At 60.7% G+C, this 7,424-nt stretch carries 9 protein-coding genes; 4 read left to right on the top strand and 5 right to left on the bottom strand.

Annotated features, from left to right (window positions below; genetic code table 11):
• Both C7G41_RS36420 and C7G41_RS36415 read left to right on the top strand, forming a co-directional pair.
• Positions 1-155: hypothetical protein (locus C7G41_RS36420; protein WP_146159892.1), on the top strand; the 155-nt coding region annotated here is incomplete at its 5' end.
• A gap of 135 nt (positions 156-290) precedes the next feature.
• Positions 291-902 carry an invasion associated locus B family protein gene (locus tag C7G41_RS36415; RefSeq protein ID WP_106947022.1) on the top strand — a complete coding sequence of 204 codons (612 nt, stop codon included), beginning with the start codon at positions 291-293 and terminating at the stop codon, positions 900-902.
• 12 nt (positions 903-914) lie between these two features.
• Here the strand turns inward: C7G41_RS36415 and C7G41_RS36410 are convergent, their stop codons facing one another.
• On the bottom strand, positions 915-1,289 hold the full coding sequence (locus tag C7G41_RS36410; RefSeq protein WP_106947021.1) for a response regulator: 375 nt from the start codon (positions 1,287-1,289) through the stop codon (positions 915-917).
• 197 nt (positions 1,290-1,486) lie between these two features.
• Positions 1,487-2,110 carry a response regulator transcription factor gene (locus C7G41_RS36405; RefSeq protein WP_106947020.1) on the bottom strand — a complete coding sequence of 208 codons (624 nt, stop codon included), beginning with the start codon at positions 2,108-2,110 and terminating at the stop codon, positions 1,487-1,489.
• A 357-nt stretch (positions 2,111-2,467) separates the two neighbouring features.
• Between C7G41_RS36405 and C7G41_RS36400 the strand changes: the two genes are divergently transcribed.
• The gene (locus C7G41_RS36400; RefSeq protein ID WP_106947019.1) at positions 2,468-3,151 is read left to right on the top strand and encodes a helix-turn-helix domain-containing protein; all 684 of its coding nucleotides are present in this window, start codon (positions 2,468-2,470) and stop codon (positions 3,149-3,151) included.
• Here the strand turns inward: C7G41_RS36400 and C7G41_RS36395 are convergent.
• From C7G41_RS36395 to C7G41_RS36385, 3 genes are all read right to left on the bottom strand, one after another.
• Complete coding sequence (locus C7G41_RS36395; RefSeq protein WP_106947023.1) at positions 3,129-3,587, bottom strand: potassium channel family protein; 459 nt, start codon at positions 3,585-3,587, stop codon at positions 3,129-3,131. The genes C7G41_RS36400 and C7G41_RS36395 overlap by 23 nt on opposite strands.
• Positions 3,588-3,688: 101 nt before the next feature.
• Complete coding sequence (locus C7G41_RS36390) at positions 3,689-4,897, bottom strand: acetate/propionate family kinase (protein ID WP_106947018.1); 1,209 nt, start codon at positions 4,895-4,897, stop codon at positions 3,689-3,691.
• Between the two features lie 152 nt (positions 4,898-5,049).
• A complete protein-coding gene (locus tag C7G41_RS36385) occupies positions 5,050-6,138 on the bottom strand; it encodes an AI-2E family transporter (protein WP_106947017.1) in 1,089 nt (362 codons plus the stop codon).
• A 344-nt stretch (positions 6,139-6,482) separates the two neighbouring features.
• Between C7G41_RS36385 and C7G41_RS36380 the strand changes: the two genes are divergently transcribed.
• On the top strand, positions 6,483-6,866 hold the full coding sequence (locus C7G41_RS36380) for a hypothetical protein (protein ID WP_306768097.1): 384 nt from the start codon (positions 6,483-6,485) through the stop codon (positions 6,864-6,866).
• Positions 6,867-7,424 lie beyond the last annotated feature (558 nt).

Below are 7,424 nucleotides of genomic sequence, written 5' to 3'. Positions count from 1 at the left end.
CCGGCGCCATGACCGTCGACGCCGCCGTTACCGGGGCCTGCGAAGTTGCAGAAAGCCAGACGCCCGTGCTCGGGGTCGCCGTGCCTTACGCTGTCGGCAATGTTGTGCTGACCGTGCTTGGACCGATCATCGTGGCCAGCACTTTCGCCGGTTGAAGGAGGCCCGCGTGACTCTGCGGCATGCTTCAACAGTGACCTACCTGGCGGCGGCATCGCGACGTGGTCACCACTGGTCGAACAGTTCGTCGACCCGCAAAATTAGCCGCAGACGCCGACGCCTGGAGGCGCAACATGATCAACCCAGCTCTCAAACCGCGGCGTAAGCCTACGCGAGCCCATCTGTTGCTTTTGTTTACAACGGCTATCGCCGCACCCGCTTCATTCCAGAACGCGGCAGCGCAGGAGCATGCGCGCGAGGCAAGGCCCGCCGAAATCGCGTCTCGCGGGCAGCGCGACGCCAAGGACATCACCTATGACGACTGGCGGAAGCTTTGCGTCAAGCCGGGCGGTGCACCGATGCTGTGCCGGACCTCGATCACCGGCAAATTTGCAACGGGCCAGATGGCGGTGCGCGTGGACCTGATCGAACGCGACGGCGACCGCACTGCCCGGCTGCAAGTGTTTGTCCCCGTCGGGATGTATCTGCAGCGGCCTGCCAAGCTGACCGTCGATCAAGGGTATTCGCGGTCGTTGCCCTACACCTGGTGCCTGAACAATGCCTGTATCGCAGCCGACGCAACCGATTCCAGGTTCATCGAGGACATGGAGGCCGGCAAGGCTCTGGTGCTCGAGGTCACCGATTCCAACCTTCTGTCTCTGACGACATCGTTGCCGCTGGCACAATTCGCCTCCGCTCACAACGGCGCGCCCGCTCAGACGCTGGAGCAAGACATCGAGGAGTGAGCAACGGCCGGGTCAGCCATGATCGGCGCAGGCGCGTTCGATGGAATCGATGAGTGCGCTTGCTGCGAAGGGCTTGGCCAGATAGGCGGCGCACCCGGACTGAATCGCGGCCACTTGATTCGCCTGGCAGTCGTTGCCGGTAATGTAGATGATGGGGGTGGTGGCACCCTCGCTAGCGAGCCTGCGGCGGAGTGAGATACCCGACTCTCCGTTCAGATTGATATCCAGAACGATGCAGCACGCCTCTTCGATGCAGCCATAACGGAGCAGCGCAGCGGCGGAATCAAAAGCAACCGCGTCAAAGCCATGCTTTCGAAGCAGCCGCTCCAAGCTTCGGCGCATCGATAAATCATCATCCACGACGTAAATCGGCTTACGTGCAAACAATGGGCCCGTCTTTCTCATTCGAAACCTGGCACTCGCGTCGCAACGACGCTACGCGGCAAAGGTTCCTGCGCTAATCCGACGGCTGGCGATGTCGGTATGTAGGCAGTCGGGGTCGAATTATGTCAATAACATTTCATATTGTCCCATCGTACAGGTCTGATCACAGATCTGACGCGGCGCACGAAAAGCGGCCTGCATCACACCTTTGCCGAATCGAGAAGGCCGAGCCGCTCGGCAGCTGACACCAGTTCGGCAAACGACGGTACCTGCATCTTTGTCATCACTTGGTGGCGGTGCGCCTTCACCGTGCGTTCGGTCGTTCCGAGCTCGTGGGCGATCTGCTTGTTGATTTTACCGCGCACGATCAGGTCGAACACCTGTCGTTCGCGCCGGGATAGAGACGTCAAGCGAGAACGAAGCGAATCGAGCTTGCTCCGCTGACCGCGCACCACCTCATGTTGAGCCATCGCCCGCTCGATCGCATCGATCAACTGCTCAGACGATACCGGTTTGGTAAGAACATCCTCCGCGCCGGCCTTGATTGCACGGACCGTCGTCGCCGTATCGGCATGTCCGGTCAGGAAGACGATCGGCAGCGGCGAATGGCGTTGGACGAGCGAGCTTTGCAACTCCGGCCCGCTTAGGCCCGGAAGCTGCACGTCAAGCAAGATACATCCCGGATGTTCGGACCCTGGCGGATCATCCAGTAGCTGCTGCGCGGACGCGTAGGTCACAACTTCATATCCGGCCAGTTTGAGCCGACGCTGGATCGCCACCCGAAAGGATGCGTCGTCGTCTACGACGTATACGAAGCCGGACAATGTTTCCCTCGACAATTTCTTGAAACGTGGAAAGTCCAAGTTATCGCGCGGGTCCGACAAAGCAACTCAAGGGCAGCTGCCGCGCTGTCAGTGCCCCCAAGAAAGCAGCCTTGCCGGAATGGCACAATGCAAAACGGAACATCCGCCGCTGACCAATTGCCGCATAGTGCGACAGAATCTCTGACAGGATCTTGATCCAGCTCATGCGCCTCCCTGTACCTTGGTACAATGCACCTACAGACAATGGTTGAAAACCCCAATTATGGCCTAAACAACCTTCGCGGGAAGCGGATTTTCGGCGGCCTCCTTCTTCCCGACGATGGAAATACCGCGTCACCATCAGTTCGGGAGTTGGCCATGTTCGTTCGCACCGCTGCCGACGCCTCCTCGCGGCTTCATTCGCTCCGCGAGCTAGGGTTAAACACCGATTCAAATCCGATCATCAGTCTAAACGAGTTTACCTATAAAAAGGGCTCCGAAGTCTACGGCGAAAAGGAGCCCGCAGAGTACGTCTATCAGGTGAAGAAAGGCGCTGTGCGGAGCTACAAGCTGCTGTCGGACGGCCGACGCCAGATCGGCGCATTTCATCTTGCGGGCGACATCTTCGGGCTGGAAAACGGCAGCGCGCACAGGTTCACGACGGAAGCGATCGTCGACACCACGGTTCGCCTGGTGAGGCGCCAAAGTCTCGAGCTGGTTGCGCAGGACGACCCCGTGGTCGCTCGTAACCTGCTGAGCATGACCACGACCAACCTTCAGCATGCGGAAGACCATATGCTGCTGCTCGGCCGCAAGACGTCGCTGGAGCGGGTCGCAGCCTTCCTGATCGAGATGGACAAGCGGCTGACGGCCGCCGGGATCATGGCGCTGCCGATGTCGCGGCGTGATATCGCCGATTATCTCGGATTAACGCTGGAAACCGTCTCCCGCGCACTATCGCGATTGCATGAGCTCGGTATCCTCGGCTTCATCGGAAACACCCAGCGCCAGATCGTGCTCCTGGACAGGCTGAAGCTCGCTAGCCTCGATCTCCAGAACTAGACTTAGGCGCCGCAATGGCCGCGAGATGTTCAACCGTCTTGCGCAGCACCTCGAAAAGAACCGCGGTTGACCAACCAAACATCAGGATGCCGTTCATGGCTGTCATGGGTCCCGTCAGCCGCCAGCCCGCCACGGGCGTGATGTCCCCATAGCCGAGCGTGGTGTAGTTTACGAAGGTGAAATATAGCAGATCGCTTCCCGGAGGTGCCGCGCCGACTGTCGCATAGGCGAGCGCCCAAATGAGAACCTCGACAGTGTGCGCGACCATCAAAATGACGGCGGTGGTGACCATCACGGCCATCAGGTGCGACCGGGGCCGCGCCGTATGCTTCAATCCGGCGGTACGGGCGATGTCGATGGCCGCAACGGTCACTAGCGCGTGAATCATGATGTTGATCACGCTGATCAAGGTACCGAGCAGGAATTGAACCGCCATTGCGCACTCCTTAGCGCGGACATCGAAGAAGTCGTCCGATGATCCGGCAAGCGCCGACCACGAAACAACGTTTGACTGCAACCCCGATCAAGGAGAACCGATCACGATGCCCCCTTTGATGCTGTCGAGCTGCTGTTCATCAGCAGCGCCAACGTGTGTCTCGCGATCATGAGATCCACGTCGGACGGCACGACGTAGACCGGAATGCGGCTGGCGGTAGACGATATCAGCTGCGATTGCCGCGCATTCTGCGCCACGTCAAGCTTGACACCGAGCCATGCGAGCCGCTCGGCCACGCGCAAACGGATCGACGCGGAGCTTTCGCCGATCCCGGCGGTGAAGACGAACGCATCGAGCCCCTGCAACGCGGCTGAGAGCATACCGGCGTTGAGGCCGACCCAGTGAATGAAGTAGTCGATCGCAAATTTCGCGTTGACATCTTCACTTGCCTCGAGCTGACGGATATCGCTGCTGAGGCCCGAGAGGCCGTTCAGCCCGCAATCTCCGTGGAGAAACTCCTGCACCCTGGACGCTGCCATTCCCTTTTCCGAGATGAGATAAAGCACAACTCCCGCATCGATCTGCCCTGGTCGCACTTCCATCGGCAGTCCGTCAATCGCGGTGAAGCCCATGGTGCTCTCGACGCTCCGTCCTTCATGGAGCGCGCACATTGATGCCCCGCTGCCGAGATGCGCGACAATCACGCGTCCCATTGCGATTTCCGGCGCAACCCTCAGCAAGGTCTTCGCGATGTATTCGTAGGAGAGGCCATGAAATCCATAGCGCCGTACGCCCTCGGCATGAAGCCCACGAGGGATCGCGTAATGGTCGACCACCGCAGCATGGGTTCGATGAAATGCGGTCTCGAAGCAGGCGACCTGCGGAAGCGTTGGAAAGTCAGCCAGGATCAAACGTATTGGAGCGAGATTGTGCGGCAGATGAAGCGGCGCGAACGCCGTCAGTCCATCCAGACGAGCCAGGACCCCCTGATCAATCAGGACCGGCCGGTCATGCTCCGCACCGCCGTGGACGACGCGGTGCCCGACAGCAATGGGGCTGATATGACGCTCATCCCGCATCCAGGCACCTGCAATGTTCAGTGCGGCCGAAATATCCGGCACTGCTTCGATCGGATAGGCGCGATTGGCAAGCGGATCGCCGCCGGCACTGCTCGCTTGTAGTCGCGGGCAACGCCCGATGCCGTCGATCCGCCCCTTGACCTGCTGCCGTAGGCTTCCTTCTCCTTCGACCGAATAGATCCGGAACCTGAGCTGGGAAGAGCCGGCATCGATGACAAGGATGGTATCCATGGCACTCACGTCGCACTCGTTGAAGCATGCCGAAGCCCTGCATCAACACCGGCGGTCATAGCAACAGCACCAGCGGGCCAGACATTCCCACCACCACGTTCCGACTTCGTTGTCGTGTCGCCTTACCTGAAAGGCTCGGTCGAATTGATTGGTCAACGCTCGATCGCCAGCTTCACCGGCACAGCACGTTCGGTCCGAATCCAGGCCACCGTCAGCTCCCAGACCACCGCCAGAATGATCGGTCCGATGAAGAGGCCGATGATCCCATGGAAGAGAGTTCCACCGATCACCCCGATCAGGATGACGAGCGCTGGCGTGGTCAGGCCGCGGCCCATGACGAGCGGTTTCAGGATGTTGTCGAGAACCGATACGATCACGAAAAACACCGTCAGCAGGAGCGCGATCGGAAATTCCTTGTCGGTCCATATCCAGATGATGACCGGCAGGATGACGATGGCCCCGCCGATCTGCACGATCGACAGCAACAACACCACGAATGCCAGCAGCCCCGCGCTGGCGATGCCGGCCAGCTTGAAGCCGATACCCGCCAGCAAGGCCTGGATGATGGCGACGCCGATCACGCCTTGGGCCACCGCGCGGATCGTGGCACCTGCCAGGTCGAGAAAGTGCTCGCTCTGGTCCGGCACGACGCGCGAAAGAAAGCTGCGCCCCGCAGCCACGAGCTGAGGTCCATAAGGAAACAGCACCCCGGCCACCGCCACCGACAGCAGAAACTTGACGGTTCCCACCCCGGCATTGCCGGCGAATCCGAGCAAGGTCGCCGCGAATGGTTTCAGGTAAGGCACGACCGCGCGCAAGAGCGACCGAAGATTGGTCGTCGCTTGGTCCCAGAGATGGAAGAGCTGAGGGCCGATGACGGGCCAATCCTTGAGCGATTGCGGCGGCGCAGGCACGTGTAGTTCGCCAGCCGTCACCTGGGCGGCAAGATCGGTGATCCCGTCGACCGCCCCCATGCCCAGCCAGGTCGCGGGTCCGATCACAACAGCAAGATTGACGAGAGTAAGGATCGTCGCTGCAAGCTTCGGTCGGCCACCGAGAATGTCACTGAGGCGCCGAAACACCGGATTGAGCGCAGCGGCAAGCACGACACTCCAGGCCAATATGGGCACGAATGGGCGGACCAGGAGGAGCGCCCAGATGAGCAACAGCCCCAGCAACCCCAGCCGGATGAGAAGCTGGATGATCTCGTCTCCGGAGAATATCTGGCGGAGTGTTTTCACGGACTCGCCTTCAGCTCATGCCGCGCATGCTGAGGCGAACTAGCTCCTGCTCTCGCTCAGCTGGCTTGATCCAGATCAAGCGTCGCGGGTCTCCTGCGGTTGAGGTCCGGACGGGTTCAGCTTACGCTCGGCCTGAAACACTGTATCGATCGCAACATTCATGTGCACGGTGATGTCGCCGGCGCGACGGGGCCTTTCCCTCGCCGGCCATTCGAGATTTCAACCAGGTGGAGGACATTATGAGGTTCATCAAAGGGGCATTTGCAGCAAGTCTTACTGTCGCGAGCGCCATGATCTCTGTACCCGGAAGCCAAGCAGCGCCTTTGCCCACCAACGTCGGCGCGATGAGAGCCACGCTTGATAACGACGTGGTGAAAGTGCGCTACGGAGGCTGGGGTTATCGCGGCGGATGGGGCGGAGGCTACCGCGGAGCGGGATTGGGCTATCGTGGTTTGGGGTATCGCGGTGTCGGATATGGCTACAGGGGTTACGGATATCGGGGCTACCGTGGCTGGGGCGCCGGCGCAGTGGTCGCGGGCGCTGTCGTCGGTGGCGCGATCGCAAGCTCCGGCTACTATGGTGCATATCCCTCATACGGCGGCGGATACTCCTCTTACGGCGGAGGATACGGCTATGATTATTGTCCGCCCGGTGCCTACAGCGCCTACGGAAGCTATGGCGGCTATGGCGGCTACTACGCGAGGCGGAGCTACTATTCCGGCTGGTAGGTCTTCCTCGGATTCTCTCGAGCACACGCGCTCTTGTTGTCGCCGTGGCGCACACCCGCGCAATGGCGACGCGAGCGCGATATTTCCATCGATCTGGATCAACTCGCAGGCAGGACGCTGACATCGACTGCGGCTCCAAACAGAGGAGGCGCAAATGAAGTCACCCATCGGACTAGCCGCTGCACTGATGACGACCGGGCTCGTCTTCGGGAGTCCCGAAAGCGCCAACGCGGTCGTATATTGCCAATATGTGGACTATCCTGCGCATTGCGTCGTGAGACCGAGCGTCGTCCTCGGAGCGCGTCCCGTCGCGCGCGCTGCCGCACGCGAAGCGGTGCGGCCTGGCACTCCGACCAACCGCGGCGTCCAGTCGATCGCGCCGGCAGACGCTGACTGGCTTGCGCGATAAGACCAAAAAAATGAGGGCCGACATGACTGCCGGCCCCCTGAAGACGTCAGACCCTGGAGAGATCAGTACCTCGCGACGACCGGGCTGCCGTAATTGCCGAAGCGGTAGTTCACGCGCACCGTGAGCATGTCCACGTCCTGCGTGATGCG

The sequence above is a fragment of the Bradyrhizobium sp. MOS002 genome, assembly GCF_003020115.1.
In the GTDB taxonomy this organism is placed as follows: domain Bacteria; phylum Pseudomonadota; class Alphaproteobacteria; order Rhizobiales; family Xanthobacteraceae; genus Bradyrhizobium.
This window is presented reverse-complemented; position numbering and strand designations above follow the sequence as displayed.

Coding starts and splice junctions, on each gene's coding strand:
- C7G41_RS36415 (WP_106947022.1), top strand. CDS start 291: ATGATCAACCCAGCTCTCAAACCGCGGCGTAAGCCTACGCGAGCCCAT.
- C7G41_RS36400 (WP_106947019.1), top strand. CDS start 2,468: ATGTTCGTTCGCACCGCTGCCGACGCCTCCTCGCGGCTTCATTCGCTC.
- C7G41_RS36395 (WP_106947023.1), bottom strand. CDS start 3,587: ATGGCGGTTCAATTCCTGCTCGGTACCTTGATCAGCGTGATCAACATC.
- C7G41_RS36390 (WP_106947018.1), bottom strand. CDS start 4,897: ATGGATACCATCCTTGTCATCGATGCCGGCTCTTCCCAGCTCAGGTTC.
- C7G41_RS36380 (WP_306768097.1), top strand. CDS start 6,483: ATGAGAGCCACGCTTGATAACGACGTGGTGAAAGTGCGCTACGGAGGC.